The organism is Deltaproteobacteria bacterium (assembly GCA_005879535.1).
Taxonomy (GTDB): Bacteria; Myxococcota; Myxococcia; order Myxococcales; family 40CM-4-68-19; genus 40CM-4-68-19.
Genome location: VBKI01000060.1, coordinates 77,709 through 94,216, shown reverse-complemented (window position 1 = coordinate 94,216; position 16,508 = coordinate 77,709). Strand labels below are relative to the sequence as shown.

Below are 16,508 nucleotides of genomic sequence, written 5' to 3'. Positions count from 1 at the left end.
CGGTTGCGACGTCCAGCGCCGGCGTCGCCAACGTGCTCGGCTATCCGGATGGCGAGCGGATCAGCAGGGCCGAGATGCTGGACATGGTCCGCCGCATCGCGGCGTCGGTCGCCGTGCCAGTGACCGCGGACATGGAGGCCGGGTACGGGGTGACGGCGGAGGCCGCGGCGGAAACCGCGCGGGGCGTGATCGCTGCCGGCGCGGTCGGGATGAATCTGGAGGATGCCAAGCCTGAGGGAGCGCTTCTGCCGATGGAGGTGCAGGTGGAGCGCGTGCGCGCCGCGCGGGCGGCGGCGCCTCATCTGGTGATCAACGCCAGGACCGACTCGTTTCCCAAGGCGGGGATCGAGGAGGCGATCCGCCGCGCGAATGCCTACCTCGCGGCGGGAGCGGACTGCGCGTTCGTGCCGTTCGTCGCAGATCGGGAGGCGATCGCCCGGCTGGCGCGGGAAATTCGCGGGCCTTTGAACGTGCTGGGAACGCCGGCATCGCCGCCGCTCGCCGACCTGCAGCGGATGGGCGTGCGGCGCGTCAGTCTCGGCTCCGGTCCCTCGCGGGTCGCGTACGGACGGCTGCGCCAGTTTGCCTCGGAGCTCAAGACACGCGGGACCTGGACCGGGCTGGGCGAAGGCGCCGTCACGTACGCGGAGATGCAGGCGCTGTTCGGGGTGACGAGCTGAGACCGCGATGCGCGCTCAGTCGCTGCGAGCGCGCATCAGGCCGCGCACGTATGCGATGGCGACGACCGTCAGGCAGGCGAAGCCGAGCGCGACGTAGCGGTGCACGATCTGGTTCGTCGACCAGCCGAAGTTTTCGCTCAGCACGCTGGGATCGCTGAGCCCGGCGCCTTCGTTCATGCCGAAGGGAATCCGATCGAAGTCGGTCCGCGAAGCCCACCACTGCGTGAAAGCGTCGGCAAACGCTGCGGCGCCGATGGCAAGGAAGCCCCAGCGCAACCACCCGCGTTTCAGCGAGCTGTCCTCCGGCGCGTAGACGGTGAGCATGAGGAGCGATCCGAGCACGAGGCAGCCGCCATCGCCCATGAAGACGACGAGCTGCTTCGCCCGCGAAACGGAGAGAGCGAGCGTGCAGAAGAGCTGGAGCGCCACTCCCACGCCGAGCGCCAGGAAGACGATGAGTCCGAACAGGGGCGATCTCGACTGCGCCATCGGCGTCAGCCAGGGACCGGGAAAGGCGGGAAATCCGCACAGCCACGCCGTAGTGGCGTGGCCGATCTCGTGCACCCACATGCTGAGGAAGACGCGGACGAGGAAGCGCCCGGGGCCGGTCGCAACGAGCAGGAACGACCCGCCGAGCGCAACGGGAATCGCCCAGGTGCGCAACCGCGCCTCGAGCTGCGATTCAGGGAGCTCCCATTCCCCCTGCAATCGTCAGCGCTCTCGCCCGCGGACCGGCGGCGCTGCTTCCGGCTCTTCCCGCGTCGCCGGTCCCTCGAGGAGCGCGGCACGTTCCCCCAGGGACCGTTGAGACGGCGCGCCAACGGCCTGCTCGATCGACGCCAACCTCGCTTCGATCGCCGACAGTCGCGTCTCGGTGCTCTTCGGAAGCATCCGCTCCTCGATATCCAGCTCCCGCATCCGCAGCTTGTGGTGCTTCACGATCCAGGTGATGCCAATGGGCAGGATCGACAACGCCAGCAGCCCGAGCGCGGGCTCCAGCGCCTTCACCAAGAGGCTGAACGAGGCCGGATCCATCCTCTCCTTCCTACTCGCCCACCGCCGGTGGGCGCAAGAATGCGGCTACCAGACGGTGCAGCGGTTCTGCGGCGCCATCGCAGCTCCGGCCTTGCAGGAGAACGTCTTGGCGAAGTCCGGGTTGTCGGAGATCGGCCCGTTCACGCGCCATTGTGCCGTGGAATGCGGATTCGTCTGCGCCTGCAACCGCGCTGCTTCCGGGCGGTAGTTCGTGCACCAGGTCTGTGCAAAGGCGACGAAGAAGTCCTGCTCCGTCTTCGGTTCCACCTGGCCGCCGCGCTTCTGGCGCAGCGCCTGCAGGGCCATCTTCAGGCCGCCAATGTCGGCGATGTTCTCGCCCAGCGTCAGGTGTCCGTTCAGCTTCGTGTCGTCCACCGCGGGGTACGCGTCGTACTGCTTGGCCACGCATTCGGCGCGCTCGTTGAACGCGTCGCCTACGTTCTTCGACCACCATTCGTGCAGGTTGCCGTCCCCGTCGAACTGCCGGCCCTGATCGTCGAAGCCGTGGGTCAGCTCATGGCCGGCGACCATTCCCAGGCCGCCGTAGTTCGCCGGCTCCGGAGCTCCCGTCTTGAAGAACGGTGTCTGCATGATTCCGGCGAGGAATACCATCTCGTTCAGCGAGGGATCGTAGTACGCGTTCACCGCCACGGGGCTGAGCTGGAAGTCGTTGCGATCGACGGGCTTGCCGATCTTGTCCAGATCGCGCTTGGTCTCGAAGCGCGCCGCCTCGTTCAGATTCGCCAGCAGCGACTCCTTCCCGATGTCCATGCTCGAGTAGTCGCGCCATTTCTTCGGATAGGCGATCTTGTTGTTGATCTTCTTCAGCTTGTCCTTCGACGCGGCCCGAGCCGCTTCGTCCATCCACGACACCTCGGCCAGGTTGCGCTCGAAGGCGCCCTCGATGCCTTCGATGATCTCGCTGGCGATCTTCTTTCCTTCGTCGCCGATGGTGGCGGCGACGAAGCTGCGCCCGACGGCCTCGCCCATCGCGTTGTTCGTCATCTGCACGCAGCGCTTCCAGCGCGGCAGGATGGCCTTGGCCCCCGTCAAGGCCTTGGTCAGACGAAACTTCTCCTCGACGAAGCTCCTTCCCAGCGCGTTGGCGGCGCTCTCCACCGCCGTCCAGCGCAAGTACGTCCTCACATCGTTCAGCTTCGAAGGCTGGGCGACGAGCTTGTCCATGCCGCTGAAGAACCCCGGCACCAGGACGTTGATGGCCTGCACGTCCGGCGCCCCGAGCTCCGCGAAATAGACGTCCCAGAGGAAGTGCGGCGCCGCCTTCTTCAATCCGGCGCGCTCCAGGCGGTGGTACACCTTGTTGGGATCGCGCCGCTCTACCTTGTCCATCGACACCTTCGCGAGCGCGGTTTCCAGATTCATCACCACCTGCGCCTGCTGTTTCGCCGCGGTCTCCGGCGCGCCGGCGAGAGCCAGCATCCTGGCGACGTGGTCCTGGTAGAGCGTGCGTAGCTCCTTCATGCGCGCATCGTCCTTCAGATAGTAATCGCGGTCCGGCAGTCCGAGGCCACCCTGGTCGGCGCCGCCGATCACCTCGGTCGCGTCCTTGAAGTCCTGCTGGGACGCGAAGCCGAAAAGGGCGGGGGCGCCGCGCGCCTGCAGATAGGCCACCTGCTGCGCGAGGCCCTTCACGTCGCGAATGGCGTCGATTCTCTTCAGATCGCTCTGCAGCGCCTGCAGCGACGCCGTCTCCGCCTTCTGCTCGTCCATGCAGGTCCCGTAGAAGTCACCTACTTTCTGCGAGAACGGATCGGCGGAGTCGGCCTCGCCACGCGCGTTCTTCTCGAGGATGTCGTGCATCAGCGCCTCGTTGCGCTGGAAGATCTCGCTGAAGCCGCGGCCCCAGCTCGCCCGGTCGTCGGGAATGGGCGTCTTCTTCAGCCAGCTCCCGCAGGCGTACTGGTAGAAGTCGGTGCAGGGATCGATCGACTTGTCCATCGCGCTCTCGTCGATGGACGGCGGCTCCGGCTTCGCCTGCGCCACTGCGCTGCCCGCCGCGCCGGATGCAGGGGGCGTCGCCGGCTGGCCTGCGGCGGGAGGAGCGGAAGAGGGCGTTCCGGCCGTCGCAGCTCCGGGCGGATTCGCGGGCGAAGGGGGAGTCTGGGTGGCCGTCGCGCCGGTCGCGGGTTCGTTGGCGGGCTTCGTTTGCGGCGCCGAGCTGCAGGCGGCGACGGCGACGGCGAGCAGAAGTCGCTTCATTCGATCTCCAGTTGGCGATGCGCAGGCGCGCGGCCTACGGCCGGGAGGCCTGTTTATTTCGCGGCTTGGCATGGGCGTCGATCCAGTCGAGCACGGTCCGGTACCAGAGCTGGCTGTTCCTCGGCTTCAAGACCCAGTGGCCCTCGTCCGGGAAGTAGAGGATGCGCGATTCGACTCCCCGACGCTGAAGCGCGGTGAACATGCCGAGCCCCTGCTCGACGGGAACCCGGAAGTCCAGCTCGCCCTGCACGACTAGCGTCGGTGTCTTGAAGTTCTGCACGTAGCTGCTGGGGGAGAGCCGGCGGTACAGGTCCGGGTTCTCCCAGGGCGGCCCGCGGAATTCCCATTCCGGGAACCAGAGCTCCTCGGTGGAACCGTACTCGCTGACCAGGTCGAACACGCCGTCGTGGGAGACCAGGCACTTGAACCGGTCTGTGTGGCCCGCGATCCAGTCGATCATGTAGCCGCCGTAGCTCGCGCCGGCGGCGCAGGTGTGGCCGGTCTCGACAAAGGACAGCTTCTCGGCGGCGTCGGTTGCGCGCATGACGTCGTCGTAGGCGAGGCCGCCCCAGTCGCCGGAGATCTGTTCCTTGAACTTCTGGCCGTAGCCGGTCGAGCCGTGGAAGTCGGTGAGCAGCACGACGTAGCCGCGGGCAGCGAACACCGCTGCGTTCCAGCGCATGCTCCAGGCGTCCTCCCACGAACCCTGCGGGCCTCCGTGGATCAGCACCAGCAGGGGAAGCTTCGCCGCTGGGTTCGCGGGGCGGACCACGAAGGAGCGCACCTTGGTGCCGTCCTTTGCGTCGACCCACAGCTCTTCGACGGTGCCGAGGTTCAGTTCCTTGTACTGCTCGTCGTTGAAGCGGGAGATCCGCACCGCCTGCGCGCCGGGTTTGACGGCGACGATCTCCGGCGGCCGGGTGAGTGCGGCAGCGGCGACGATGGCGATGCCGTCCGGGGTCAGGTCGAAGTCGCCGCCGCCCACGGGGACCTCGGTGAAGCGGCGGTACTTGCCCTCCAGCGACACCGCGTAGAGCCAGTGTCGGGCTTTCTGCCCGACGGAGGCGACGAGGCCCTTGCTGTCGCGGCGCCAGACGAAATTGCCGACGTCGTCGCCGTCGACGTCGACCGCGACGATCCGCCCCGTCTGACGATCCTGGATCTTCAGCTTCCACTGGTCGGACTCGTAGCCGTCTCGAGCTTGCGAGGTCCACGCCAGGTAGCGGCCGTCGGGAGAGGGGCGCGGCTGCGCGTCGTCGCCGTGGTTGTCGGTCGTGAGGTTTCGCGGCGGGCCGGCGTTGCGGTCGATGAGCCAGAGGTCGCCGTTGGTGCTCCAGGCTTCGCGCTGCGCGGGCTTGCTGCTGATGATCAGCTCGCCGTCGGGGGTGAACCGGAAGTCGTCGCCTCCGCCGACGCGGACGCTGGGCCAGTCAGAGTCGAGCGGCGTGACGTCGCGGACGGGGCCGCCTCCGGAGGGCATGACGAAGACGTGCGTCCGCTTCCCCTCCTTCCACTCGGTCCAATGGCGCGCGAAGAGGTGGTCGACGATGCGCGCCTGGACGCCGCTCTTGTCATGCTGCTCCTTGCGCTCCTTGTTGCAGGCGTCGTTCCCGCCGCATTGCGGATAGACCTCGCTGCTGAAGGCGATCCAGCGGCCGTCGGGAGAGAAGACGCCCGCGTCCGCGCCGCCGCTCAACGCGGTGATCGCGTGGGCGTCGCCGCCGTTTAGATCGTACAGCCAGAGCTGGCTCTCGCGGACGATGAGGAGCTGCCTCGAGTCGGGAGACCAGCGGGCGTGCTCGCTGCGGCCGTTTCGGGTGAACTGACGCGGCTGTCCGGAGGGAAGCGAGAGGAGCCAGATGTCCTTGTCGTCCTTGTTGGTCTGGAGGTTCTTCTGCCGGACGGTGATCGATGCCCAGCGGCCATCCGGCGAGACCTGGACGTCGTCGGCCCGGCGGGTGGCGAGCAGCTCTTCCGGAGTGAAAGGTCGGAGGGCGAGGAGGACCGCGAGCAGCAGCGTGGCCATGGGGGTGCGCTCTCTACCACGGGCGCGGTCGAGTGGGGGCGCTCATTTGCCGGGTTGTCAGACCCCTGTGCGAGGCTGCCTGTCACGCGGGCGGGCTCTCGCGCCTAGAGGAGGTGAAGGCCGCGCAGATGTGCGCGGCCGGAACAGGAGGTCGACATGAGGCTCAAGTGGGTCGCGCTGATTGCGGCGCTCTCGTTGCCTGCGCTTGCGTGGGCGGGGAATGGCTTGCGGTGCAGCCTGCCGTGCGGGGAGAATTGTCCCATCCCGTGCGAAGATTGCCCGCTGAGCAAGAGGTAGCCGCGGGTGTGGAGGGCGGCGAGCGCGCCGAGCTGCGGCGGCTGATGCAGCGGCTTGCAGACGGCGATCGCGGCGCCTTTTCGCCGGCGTTCGCTCTGCTCTGGCCGCGGCTTCGCGCGTTCGCCGTCCGCTATGTCGGAGCGGCCGATGGCGAGGATGCGGCGCAGGCTGCGCTGCTGCGCGTGTTCTCACGCGCGGGCGAGTACGACGGGGACCGCGATGCGCTCGCCTGGGCGCTGGGGATCGCAGCGTCGGAGTGCCGGACGTTGCGGCGCCAGCGCCAGCGGCGTCGCGAGGAGCCGGTTCCACCGCCGGAGCGCGCAGATGTGCGCGCGTCGCCGGAGGAAGTGGCGATCGAGCGCGACCTCTCAGTCGCCGCCGAGGCGGTGCTGGGGAGCCTTCGACCGATGGATCTGGAGACGATCATGGCGATGGCCGGCGGGCCGCGGGCAGTGCAGGGCGCGACGTTTCGCAAGCGCCTGGCGCGGGCGCTCGCGCGTTTCCGGCTCGCCTGGAGGACGCGACATGGCAGCGAATGAGAGCGCGGTCGCGCTGGAGATGCGCGCCCGGCGTGCGTACGAGTTGGGGCGGCTGCGGGCAGCGCTCCGTGTCGCGCCATTCGTCCTCGCGGCGGCGGCCGCGGCGGTCGCCTGCGGGCGGCCGTTGGCGTTGACCAGCGCGCTGGCCGGAACGCTCCTTGTCGTCTGCGTCGGTGGTTCGTACGCGGGGGGGCCGGGTGGGCGCGGCATCGTGCCGGGTCTCATTGCCGGCGCTGCTCCGCTCGGGATGCCGCTGCTGATGGCGACGCTGGGTCACGCCTGCTTCGGTCCGGCGTGCATGTCGCTGTGTTTGCCTGCGTGCGTGGTGGGCGGAGCGGTCGCTGGCGTGATGATCGCGAGAAGCGCGGCGCGCCGGGAGCCGGATCGGCGGTTTGTCGCCGCGGCGGTGGCCGTCGCCGCGCTGACTGGAGCGCTGGGGTGCACCATCGCCGGCGTCGCGGGGGTGCTCGGCATGCTCGCAGGGACGGTGGCGGCCGGGGCGCCAGTTCTTGTCGCGGCGCGTCGGTGAATCGCGGGGGCGGTTCAGCCGGGTAGGGCGGGGCTTGTTGGTTCAGCCGGCACGGGACTCCGGCCTACTTGAGCAGCTTGATGAAGCGGAGAAGCGGCGAGGGCCGGGCCTTGCGGAGAAACTTTCTCGGGCCGCGGCCTTCGGCAAGTCGCTCGATGCCCTCGTGGGCCGAAAACAGGCCGGGGCCGGCGATGAGGAGGGCGCCCGCGATGCACATCAGGGCGATGTTGTACTCGAACCCGCCCTTGGTGACGTCGTAACCGTTCTTCGCGTGCACCCTGCCGACGGCGAAGGACTGGGTGACGAGGACTGCGAGCGCTGCCGGCCGCGTCCACAGGCCGAGGATCGCGGCGACTCCCGCGAACATCTCGGCGACTCCCGTGGCGATGGCGAGAGGCTTGCCCGGTTTCAACCCGATGTTTTCGAACCACCCGCCCACCTGCTCCGGCGCTCCCTCCCGCAGTTTTAAGAGCCCGTGGTAGACCATGCTCGCGCCGAGCGCCGCCCGCGGCGGTATCAGGGCCGCTTCCTTCCGCAACCGCGCGCCGTTCCATTCCATTGTGAGCGACATGCTGCCTCCCGATGTGGGCCAAGGGTCGGCACGCAGCGCCGCGTTTTCAACGAGCAGCCGCCCGCTCGTTCATTCGATGCTCTTGGGGGTCCAGGGGGGAGCGAGCTCCCCCTTGGTGGAGGCGCCGAAGGCGCCGGATCTAGAGCGTGCATCACAGGCAGTGCGTGAGGGATCTCCTAGAAGTACACGTAGTGCAGCGAGATGTTTGGCACCCAGGTGGGGTTGCCGTGGGAGTCCTGCTCCGGAACCAGCCCGCCGACGTCGATGCCGTGGGCGAACTGGACGCGCAGCTCGAAGGGGCCGAATCCTAAGTTCACGCCGAGCACGTAATCCGCAGTTCGGTTCGCCCAGGCGTCGGTGAGCGTCGAGTGCAGCTTCGTCCAGCCCCGTCCGGAGTGGTTGAGGACGGCGTGGTTCGAATCGACCACGCCGCCGAAATCGAATCCGACTACGCCGGTCAGGCCGCTGAAGAAGGCGAAGCGGATCAGTACGTCGAGCGGGAACTGGAACTCCGCCTGGCCGACGTAGTAGCCGTCGCCGAGCAGGCGGGCATCGCCCCAGCGGAACCCGCGCAGGTTGTCGAAGCTCGAGAGATAGAAGCGTCGCCCGAACCGGCTGCCCTGCGCCGCGCCGGCAGCGAGGCGCAGGTTCAGCTTGCTCCGGCCCACCACCCGGAAGGTGTGGATCGCGTCCGCCTGCAGGTATGTGTAGAAGCCGTCGAGGCCGCGCGTGGGAATGTCGCCGCCGCCCAATTGGACCAGCAGCGAGGTGCCGCCGATCGATCCGCCCGGTCCGTAGCGGGTGGTATCCCAGCCATAGCCGAGGCTCACTTCGCCCTGCGGATCCGATCCCTTGATCGCCGACAGCTCGTCCGCGGGCACGTTGGCCGAGGGGTAACCGAAGCGGTCGTAGGCGAAGTTGTCGAAGAAGCTTCGCGTCACCCCCATCAAGCGTGCGCTTGCGTCGAGCCGGCTGAACGTCGAGAACGGGTACGACAGCAGCCCCTCCACGCCGAATTCGCGCTGCAGGTAGAGGATCTCGCACGCCGCCGCCTGGTTCGCCACCGTGAGCGGCTGGAAGCATTGGCGCGCCGACGGGAACTGCGTATCGCGGCCCTGCTGGAAGGTGTGGAACGCGCCGATGCCCCAGGTCAGCCGCTGCGACCTGTCCACGTAGAACGCGAGGGCATCCGTGAGATCGAAGGACCCATAGATGGCCAGGTTGATGAGCGCAGACCGGTCGCGCATGATGTCCGCGAAGAGCACCCCGCCCGATCCCACCGGAGCGAATCCGACGCCCGCTCCGCCGATGGCCGCGCCGCCGCCCTCCACCTTCCAGTTCTTGCCGACGTCGTAGGGATCGTAGGTGGGCGCGTTCTGCGGAATCGGTTCGTCCGGAAACGGCTGCGGCTTGTCGATGGTCGCGAGATAGCTGGGCGGGACCGCGTCCTGTTCGTCGACGCTCAGCAGCGCGGGAGTCTGCACTTCGAAGAGGCGGAAGCGCGCGCCATAGAACGCCACTCCGTACAGGCCGTTGGGAGCCAGGCCGGGGTGCGAGAGCGCGGTCGCGAAGTCGGTCACGCGCTTGATCCGGCCGTTCTGCATGAACCACAGGTCGTACTTGCCGCCCGCGTCGCTGGCGAACACGATCGCGCCGCCGGCGAGCGTCACTGGATAGCGCTGGTCGACGGGAGCGTCGGTGAGCCGGGTGCGGGTTCCGTGCTCGGGGTCGATCCGGAAGAGGTTGTACCGGCTGCTCTCGGTCGCGTCGCTGGCGTAGATGATGCCGTCGTCGCCCCAGGACAGATCTCGCTCGCTGTACAGGTCGTCGGTCAGCCGGCGGACGTGCGGATCCTTGTCCTGCAGGTTCAGCGTGTAGATGTCGATCTTGCCGTCGCGGTCGAGTCCGTAGAAGGCGAGCTGCGTCCCGTCCGGACTGAAGGTGGGATCGCCCGCCTCGATCAGTCCGTCGCGGATGACCCGGATCACCCGGGTCTCGCCGAGCTTGAGATCGACGCGCACGCGCGGGGACTTGCCCGGCTTCCGCTCCTGCCGCCGGAGCGACCGCACGTGCAGGACGTCGGAATCGCCCGACTGCGCGAACCAGGCGATGGCGTCGTCGCTCACCGCCATCACCGACCGCAGCACCGGGTGCAGGCTCTCCGTCCCCGGATGCTGGTCGATCGCGATCTGCGTTGCCGACGAAGGGTCGCGGCGGTCGAGCACGATCAGCTTGGCGCGCGCCGTCTCGCGCTCGACGCCGCGGTAGAAGAGCAGGTTGCCGTCCTTCGAGCTGGTGAAGGCGTCCAGCTCGTCCGACAGCTTCAGCTCGGTGACGTCGGGCAGGTCCTGCTTGGCGTCGAGATACGTGCGCATCACGCGCTTGCGCGCCCAGGTGGACCACCGGGCGTTCATCTGCGCCGGCGTGTCGCCGGCGACGTGGCCGAGGAGCTGCATGAATCCCTCGCGAGAGTCGCCGCGACCGCGACCGCCGCCCGCCAGCCTCGGGCTCTGATCGAGCACGCCCTGGATCACCCGCTCGCCGTACACCTCGCTGAGGAACACCAGCTTCGCCTGCCCGTACTTGTACGTATACAGGTACGAATACGGCCGATCCTCGGCGAGCGACGGGAAGTCGTAGCCGATCTCGCCGTTCGGGTTCAGCACGATGTCGCGGAGGAACATCTCCGTCTCGCTGTCCATCTGCTGGTTGTGCGCGTAGTACTCGGCGAGTCCTTCGATGAACCAGAGCGGCATCATCCCGATGGGGCTCTCGAGCCCGGCGCTGGCGGCGCGCTCCGCCACCTTCTGGATGTGGAACTGGTGCGTCATCTCGTGCGTCGAGACCAGCTTGAAGAACTCCCGCTCTCCCGCGTACGGCAAGGACATCCGCAGGTCCTGTGGGCTGGTGACGCCGAGCACGCCCTCCTGGACCGCGAAGACGTTGGTCTCCAGGAACTCGCGGTACGTGTTGTAAAGGATGTAGGGGACGCGGAACGACGGCTTGTACTGGAAGCGATCGCTCAGGTACCGCCAGCTCTCGCGAATCAGGCCACCCGCGATGCGCGCCACGGGATATTCGCGGTCATAGAAATAGAGCCGCAGCCCGGCGGAGCCGTCGTCCGACAGATAATCGTAATCGCGCCATTGATAATCGAAATACCGGACCAGGTTCTTTCCCGGCCGCTGCGGCACGACGTATGCCTCCTGCGACCATCCGACGCCCGAACGTCCCGTCACTTGGGAGAGGCGCCCGTGCTCGGCCCAGGGAAGGGAAAGCGTGGGCCCGGGCTGCAGGTGTGCGGGCGCGACGCCCAGCGCGAAGACCGGGCCGGAGATGAATGCAAGCAGCGGGAGGACGCGGGGGCTCATTCCCCTCATGGTGACCTCAGGGCGACTTCGGCGCCACGTGAGATGTCGTGACCGTGTGCGGCATTCAACCTGTACCGGCTAAAGCGTAGTCGCTAAGCCGCCTTCGGCGGCCGCGTAGCCCGGCGCGGGGTGGCGCCGGCTCTCCCGCAGCGCCGCGGGGTTCCGCGCCGCGGGGTTCCGCGCGCTGCCTTGGGACTATCCGCGCCTTAGCGTCGTCCGTTCGTGGGGCATGGTGGCGCGCGGCGAGCGGAACACCTGCATCGGAGAATAGTAGAGGAAATTCGAGACCCTCGACGTGTACAGGTCGGCGTAGTCCTCCACCTGCTCGCCGAAGCGGGAGTTCTCGTTTCCTTCCTTGAACACCAACCCCCAATAGGCATTCGCGCCCGTCTCGAATCGGGCCTCCAGCTCCGCCCCCTCGGCAAGCGTGGTCCTGAACGCGCGACGCAGCTTCTCCAGGTCCTGCTTCTCGCGCTGCCGCCGTGGCTCGAGGTCCGCCGGCAGCGGCCCGCCCCGCTCGATCCGTCGATCCATCGCGTTGAGCAGCAGCTTGTGATGGTTGATCATGTCGTCGAGTCTCGCGCGCAGCTCGTCGAGCTCGTTGAGGCGGACCACGTCCTCGGCGTGCGCCTCGATGTACTCGATCTCCCGCTCCAGCTCCTGCACGACGAAGCAGGTCCGCCACTGCGACGCCTTCCGATTGCGGATGATGTCGCCGTAGATGTGATCGCCGACGTAGAGCACGCGGTCGCCCGCGAACCCCGTCATCCGCTCGAAGTCGAAGAGGTTGCCGCCTTCGTAGATCCTGCCGCGCTCCAGCGCATCGACTTGCGAGCGCGCCACCGTGCCGTCGGGATTGAGCTCGATGAACGGGCTGTGCTCGGCGAAGAACGCCGGCTTCTGCGCCCCCACCACGATGTAGTCGAAGTAGTTCCGCCACGACGGATACTCGGGCAGCCGCGCGTCGAGCAGAAAGCTCATCACGGCGTCCGTGTAGTCCCACAGGGAGTTCGTGAGCACGAACAGCTTCTTCCCCCCGGAGCGCAGCTTGTGCAGCGCCGAGGGCAGCTCCGGATCGGGCTTGATGAATCGCCCCAGGTCCTTGCGCACCTCGCTCTTCAGGGACCCGTCGCGGTGCACCTCGTCGATGCTCTCCCGCGTGTCGTCGTAGAGCTTGTGGTAGTCGACTTTCTCGCCGCGCCCCTCCTGCCCCTCGATGATCTCCGCGTAGAGGCACGCTTCGGGAAGGCTGAAGAGCGTATCGATCCAGGCGAAGCGCGGCAGGCTCAACCGGATCTTCTCGTTGGTCTGGTAGAGCGCCCGGCGCTCGTCGAGCGAGAGCTGCCGCCTTCCGTGATAGCAGCGGCCGACGTGGTTGTGCCGGTCCATCTTGAAGATGTTGCCGAAGTCCTTGTCGACCACCAGACCGCGGATGACGAACTCGTGGTCGTAATTGAGGTTGCGCAGCTCGGCCCGGTACCCGCGCCCGGCCACCAGCCGGTCCAGCGTCATGTGGAAGGCGAGCTCTTCGATCTGCCGCATGGAGTACACGGCCAGCGTGTAGTCCATGTCGAATCCGACCACGCCGATCTGGTCCATCTGCAGCGCGCGGTTCGTATAGATCTGCCTGCTGTGCGGCAGCTCGAGGCCCTGGTGCTCGGGTCTGTCGAGGAGCCGGCGGATTTCGGGGTCCCGGAGAACGTCCTGGACCGAATCGACGGGAGATTTCGTGATGGCCATGCCGGTCGATCGATGATCTCCCCGACCGGCAGGCCGTGCAAGCATTTCACGCCCGATCGTCCGCTGCGCCGGGCGTGCGGCCGCTCACAGGCAGCCCGGCTCGTACCTGGCGGTGATGTGGGAGCCGGGCGGTGGCACTGCGCTCGCCGGGAACACGATGCGGTTCGCCGCCGGATCGTACGTCCAGTTGGTCACGGATGCGCCATCCACCGTGACCGCGATCGCCTGCGGATCGCGCGGGCGCGCGGAAAGCGGAAAGCTGGAGAGCGGCATCAGGAGCCCACCCAGCGAGCTTTCCAGCATCGCGCCGAAATTGCGCAGGTCGCAGATGTCCTCGAGATGCCCGTTGAGCTCCTTCGCCAGCTCGATGTAGCGCGTCCCGATGCCTTCCGCCTGCGGTTCGCAGTGCGTCAAAGGAACGATGCCGGCGAAGGAGATGAGATCGAGCGCGCCCCTCTTCACCTGCACCAGACGCCGCACGTACTCGCTCACCGGCGGAGGATTGATGATGTCGTTCGCGTCATCCGCGTCGCTCACCGCCAGGAGCGCAAGGCGCGCGTCGTCGCGCAAGAAGCCGGCGTTGCCGTCGTTGGGCCAGGGAGTTCCCGGGGCCTTGGTCGAGCTGATCAGCGGGTCGCTGAGGGCGGCGAGCACGGGGTCCAGGAAGCGCTCGTCGTAGTTGCAGATTCCCACGTTGGTGTTGGCGAAGAGCACGTCGCGCACGTTCGGTGTCTGTGGCGTGAGCAGGCGCGGCCGCTCGTTGTTCACGGGGAAGAAGCGTCCTGCCTCTCCGCCCTCGGCGCCGCCGGGGCAGTGGTTGAGGCCGGAGGTGAACGGGTGCATTCCGGTGGTCGTGACGGCGATGTGGTAGTCCGCATTCGCGCGCTCAATGCGGTTCCAGAGCCGGTCGAGACTCTGCGCCAGAGCCTGCTGCTCCTCCTTCATCGAGCCGCTGTTGTCGATGACGATCAGCATGTCGACCTTGGGCGTGCTCTGGTCCCACTGATCGACGATGGTCGCGGCAGTCTGCGCGCCGCCGGTGATCCCCGATTGGAACGGCTCGGCGCGCATGTCGGTCCATGCCTGGACCGCGCCGACGTCGTCCCCGGTCGCCGGCGGACGATAGGAGATGGCGATCGGAAGATTGGTGTTCGGCTGGATCCGGACGGGCAAGGACGCGCTCGCCGAGAACGGTGCGCCGGTGGTGTCGACGCGCGTCACCGTCACCGGGAAGCTGCACTGGTTCACTGCATACGCGTACTGGTCGGGGATGCCGCAGCCGAGGATGGTCGGTCCGAAGTCCACGGTCGGCGGCGTGACGAAGAAGCAGCTGACGCCGCCCGATCCGACCAGGTCGACGGTCATCGACGGCGCCGATCGGTTGCTGACGTAGAAGCGGACGGCCCCGGAGAACGTCTGCGCCTGCTCCGCCATGAACTCGACGCGCACCGACATCCGTCCCCCTGGGGGCAGAGTGCGGCCCGAAGGCGCTACGCCGCCCGGCCAGCGAAAGGCCGGCGCGCCGGAGACGATCGCGGGGTCGCCCACGATGCAGTCGTCGGCGGTCTTGTTGATCAGCTCGAATCCTTCGACGATGGGAACGAAGGGCCGCTGCGCTCCGAAGTCCACCGGGGTCCCGGGCGAGACCTGGAGCGAACAGGGCAGCAGGTCGCGCCCGATCGCCGACAGGGGAACTTCGACGTGGGGATGCATGCCGTCGTTCGACTCGATCACGAGCGTCGCCTGCGACATTCCAGGCACGCGCGGCGTGAAGGAGACCGGCAAATCGACCTTCGCGCCGGGCTCGCCGACCATCATCGCGCCCCCCTGGACGGACCAGGTCCCGTCGTTCCGGTCGATCCACACCCCCGTCAACGCCAGCGGCGCAACCTGCCGCGGATCCACACCGACGTTGGTGACCGTGACCACGCCCGACCGGGTGGTACCGATGGCGGTCGCTCCGACGAACAGCGACTTCGGTCGCGCCTGCAGCACGGCTCCGATGCCGGTGCCCGTCATCGCGAGAATCCCCGGTCCTCCGTCGGAGGCCTGGAACGAAGCCTGCGCCTGCTGGACCCCGAGCTGCTGGGCGAGGAACCGCGCCGTCCCGCTGACGGTCTCCCCCGGTCCCAAGGTCCGCGGAGGCGTGGCGCCGCCGAGCGTCGCCGTGAGGTTCGAGCTTCCGGTCAGGGTCAGCGCGTCGATCGAGACCGGGGCCTTGCTGATGTTCGTGACGGTGAACGACTGCGTGGACTCCGCCGCAAGCTTCAGCTCACCGAAATCGAGCGTTTCCGGCTGGACCACGAGCAGCTTGTCGACGCCCTTGCCGGTCAGGTTGATCTGTCGCGGCGAGCAGGTGGGGCAGGGAGTGACGGAAATGGTGGAGCTGAAGCTCGCCAGCCGGTCGGGCCGGAACTGCAGCCGGACGATCATCGACTGGTCGGCCGGGATCGCCTGCTCGCCGCCGGGCGCGACCGAGAACACCGCCGGGTCCTGGGACGGAGCGATGGCGATACCAGTCTCGGCGTGGCCGTCGTTGTTCGTCACGAGCAGGTCCTGCGTCGCCGGCTCGTTCACCACCACCGGACCGAAATCGAACGAATCGCCGGAAAGCGTGGCGAGCCCGCGCACGGCATTGCCGCGGAGGTCCACGTCCGCGCCGTTGCTCGCGGGGGAGTCTGTCGCGATCCGCAGCATGCGCTCATACGCGCCCAGCTGGGGCGGCCGATAGCGCACGCTCACGTCCAGGAAGGCGCCCGGTCCGAGCGTAGCCGGCAAGCCCGTCACCTCGAACGCCGGGTCCTGGAACTGGTCCAGGTGCGCCACGGTCATGGAGACCAGGCCGGTATTGCGGACCGTGATGCGGCGCGTCTGCTCCCTTCCCAGGGCAACGTCGCCGAAGTCGAGCGTTGCGGGAGCGACGGAGAGCATGCCGCCCAAGGCGCGCACGTTGGATTGGCTCGCGCCTCCGCAGGCCGCCGCGACCAGCACACCTGCCAATGCCCGCCGCCCCATCCGGCACCCCCAACGAAGACGACGCTCTGCGGACGGGCATCTACACGCTCCGTGCCAAGGTGCAGGCCAGCGAGCAGGCGCTTGGGGGGTGGGAAACCCGCTACCCAGCCATGGAAGCCGCTGCCCCGGCGGGTTACAACGCTTCGCGCATGACGGAAGAGTGGTTCGACCTCGCCGCCGACCCCGCCCACGTCGCCCGCCAGCGCGAGAAAGCCCGCGCGTTGCGGAAGACGGCGTGGTGGCGGCGGCGGATCCAACGCGGCATCTGCGCGTATTGCGGCCGGACCGTGCCGCCCGCGACGCTGACCATGGATCACATCGTCCCGGTCGCCCGCGGGGGGCAGAGTGCGAAGGGCAACGTCGTCGCGGCCTGCAAGGAATGCAACACCCGCAAGAGGCTGATGACCCCCGCGGAGCAGGTCATGATGAAGCCTCTGCACCCGCCCGGCGAGGACTGATGCCGCTCTCGGAAAAGGACTTCCCTG

General features: G+C 67.9%; 12 protein-coding genes. 4 read left to right on the top strand and 8 right to left on the bottom strand.

The genetic code is table 11. The features are described 5' to 3' along the window. The coding region (locus E6J58_10470; protein TMB37963.1) for an isocitrate lyase/phosphoenolpyruvate mutase family protein at positions 1–680 on the top strand (680 nt) is incomplete at its 5' end. Between the two features lie 15 nt (positions 681–695). On the opposite strand, the gene E6J58_10465 is transcribed toward E6J58_10470, so the two are convergent. The 4 genes from E6J58_10465 to E6J58_10450 are packed head-to-tail and all read right to left on the bottom strand — an operon-like array spanning position 696 to position 5,961. Further along, positions 696–1,388, bottom strand: a complete 693-nt coding sequence (locus E6J58_10465; GenBank protein TMB37962.1) for a hypothetical protein — start codon at positions 1,386–1,388, stop codon at positions 696–698. Positions 1,389–1,391: 3 nt separating this feature from the next. Next, positions 1,392–1,715 (bottom strand): hypothetical protein, encoded by a 324-nt coding sequence (locus tag E6J58_10460; protein ID TMB37961.1) that lies wholly within the window; start codon positions 1,713–1,715, stop codon positions 1,392–1,394. Between the two features lie 45 nt (positions 1,716–1,760). Then, on the bottom strand, positions 1,761–3,935 hold the full coding sequence (locus E6J58_10455; protein TMB37960.1) for a M13 family peptidase: 2,175 nt from the start codon (positions 3,933–3,935) through the stop codon (positions 1,761–1,763). Between the two features lie 34 nt (positions 3,936–3,969). Beyond that, the gene (locus E6J58_10450) at positions 3,970–5,961 is read right to left on the bottom strand and encodes a S9 family peptidase (GenBank protein ID TMB37959.1); all 1,992 of its coding nucleotides are present in this window, start codon (positions 5,959–5,961) and stop codon (positions 3,970–3,972) included. 341 nt (positions 5,962–6,302) lie between these two features. Here E6J58_10450 and E6J58_10445 point away from each other — a divergent pair, with 341 nt between their 5' ends. Next, a complete protein-coding gene (locus E6J58_10445) occupies positions 6,303–6,797 on the top strand; it encodes a sigma-70 family RNA polymerase sigma factor (protein ID TMB37968.1) in 495 nt (164 codons plus the stop codon). Next, entirely contained in the window at positions 6,784–7,326 is a 543-nt protein-coding gene (locus E6J58_10440; protein TMB37958.1) for a hypothetical protein, read from the top strand. The genes E6J58_10445 and E6J58_10440 overlap by 14 nt, the downstream gene beginning before the upstream one ends. Positions 7,327–7,390: 64 nt before the next feature. On the opposite strand, the gene E6J58_10435 is transcribed toward E6J58_10440, so the two are convergent. The 4 genes from E6J58_10435 to E6J58_10420 form a co-directional block, all read right to left on the bottom strand. Continuing rightward, the gene (locus E6J58_10435; GenBank protein ID TMB37957.1) at positions 7,391–7,897 is read right to left on the bottom strand and encodes a DoxX family protein; all 507 of its coding nucleotides are present in this window, start codon (positions 7,895–7,897) and stop codon (positions 7,391–7,393) included. A gap of 176 nt (positions 7,898–8,073) precedes the next feature. Further along, on the bottom strand, positions 8,074–11,277 hold the full coding sequence (locus E6J58_10430; protein ID TMB37956.1) for a hypothetical protein: 3,204 nt from the start codon (positions 11,275–11,277) through the stop codon (positions 8,074–8,076). 186 nt (positions 11,278–11,463) lie between these two features. Then, the gene (locus E6J58_10425) at positions 11,464–13,008 is read right to left on the bottom strand and encodes an HAD family hydrolase (protein ID TMB37955.1); all 1,545 of its coding nucleotides are present in this window, start codon (positions 13,006–13,008) and stop codon (positions 11,464–11,466) included. A gap of 84 nt (positions 13,009–13,092) precedes the next feature. After that, on the bottom strand, positions 13,093–16,023 hold the full coding sequence (locus E6J58_10420) for a choice-of-anchor D domain-containing protein (protein TMB37954.1): 2,931 nt from the start codon (positions 16,021–16,023) through the stop codon (positions 13,093–13,095). A 149-nt stretch (positions 16,024–16,172) separates the two neighbouring features. Between E6J58_10420 and E6J58_10415 the strand changes: the two genes are divergently transcribed. After that, entirely contained in the window at positions 16,173–16,481 is a 309-nt protein-coding gene (locus E6J58_10415) for an HNH endonuclease (protein ID TMB37966.1), read from the top strand. Positions 16,482–16,508 lie beyond the last annotated feature (27 nt).